The 517-nt window shown below is 58.8% G+C and carries 2 protein-coding genes; one reads left to right on the forward strand and one right to left on the reverse strand.

Annotated elements, in window-relative coordinates; genetic code table 11:
* On the forward strand, positions 1-135 hold a 135-nt coding region (locus DWV11_RS13245; protein WP_245953637.1), incomplete at its 5' end, for an ATP-binding protein.
* Positions 136-303: 168 nt separating this feature from the next.
* On the opposite strand, the gene DWV11_RS20150 is transcribed toward DWV11_RS13245, so the two are convergent.
* The coding region (locus tag DWV11_RS20150; RefSeq protein WP_210725748.1) for a hypothetical protein at positions 304-517 on the reverse strand (214 nt) is incomplete at its 5' end.

Below are 517 nucleotides of genomic sequence, written 5' to 3' on the forward strand. Positions count from 1 at the left end.
ACTAGGACTTTCACCGACCCACGGCTCTGCGCTGCGATCGTGGACCGGCTGACCTTCAACGGCACTATCATCGAAACCGGCACCGACTCCTACCGCCTTGCCCACACAGTCGCCCAACAGACCGCCAGCAACTGACCAGTCAACTAGTCAAAGTCACCGTTGCAGCCATTGGCGGTGAAACATTAGATTCTGTCCACTGAGGGGTGAAATTTGACCTATCGCATCCCCTGACGACGGTACTCGTTTACACGCAGGAAAGCGGAGCCATGAAACCCGCTTTCCTGCTCAGTTTCGAGCCTTTTGCTACGTCGAGTAGCCGCCGCTGTCGCCCCAGGAGTGCCAGCCGCCCCACCCGTTGATGTATCCGGTTGGGTAGGACTGGTAGGCCCAGTTGGCTGCCACCACCCACGGCCCGCGGTTGGTGGCCCAGTTGTCGTGGATTGCCACGGCAACCTTTACGTTTCCGATCCAACAGAAGTTGCCGGATTCGGTGGTGTAGGCCTTCGCTGTGTTCGCT

This window comes from Arthrobacter silvisoli (genome assembly GCF_003369445.1).
In the GTDB taxonomy this organism is placed as follows: Bacteria; Actinomycetota; Actinomycetes; order Actinomycetales; family Micrococcaceae; genus Arthrobacter; species Arthrobacter silvisoli.